Origin of the sequence: Cellulomonas fimi, from assembly GCF_028527925.1 — a bacterium.
GTDB classification, from domain to species: domain Bacteria; phylum Actinomycetota; class Actinomycetes; order Actinomycetales; family Cellulomonadaceae; genus Cellulomonas; species Cellulomonas fimi_C.
The window spans coordinates 1-548 of record NZ_JAPESW010000180.1; the positions used below are offsets into that span (position 1 = coordinate 1).

A 548-nucleotide genomic window follows, 5' to 3' on the forward strand; every position below is an offset into this window, starting at 1 on the left:
GACTGGCATTTCCGCCAGGTGATCGCCGATCCTGACGAAGAAGAGGGCGAAGAAAGCGAGTTGGTGGTGGGCGGTGAGTGGTTGCCGCTGTGGGAAGAATCCCAAGATGAAGAGGCCGCCTGCCGGCAATTGGCCGAAGGCGGCTTCACCGACGCGACCAAGGCGCTCAAGGCGTTGGCCGGCCTGCGCAACAGCCCGCAACTGCGAGCCATGCAGCGTTTGGGGCGTGAGCGGTTGGATGCATTTATTCCGCGCCTGCTTGCCCAAGCGGTGGAACACGCCAACCAGGACCTGGTGTTGGAGCGCGTGCTGCCATTGGTCGAAGACGTCGCGAGGCGTTCCGCTTATCTGGTGCTGCTCACGGAAAACCCCGACGCCCTGCGTCGCCTGTTGACCCTATGCGCCGCCAGCCCGTGGATTGCCGAACAGATCACACGCTTTCCGCTGTTGCTCGACGAATTGCTCAACGAAGGCCGTCTGTTCAAGCCTCCGTTGGCGCCTGAATTGGCCGCCGAGTTGCGCGAGCGCCTTACGCGCATCCCCGAAGA

Annotated in this window: 1 protein-coding gene; it reads left to right on the forward strand. The window is 63.0% G+C overall.

Annotated features, from left to right (window positions below; all coding sequences use genetic code 11):
- On the forward strand, positions 1–548 hold a 548-nt coding region (locus OMK64_RS21565), incomplete at both ends, for a bifunctional [glutamate--ammonia ligase]-adenylyl-L-tyrosine phosphorylase/[glutamate--ammonia-ligase] adenylyltransferase (protein WP_272730170.1).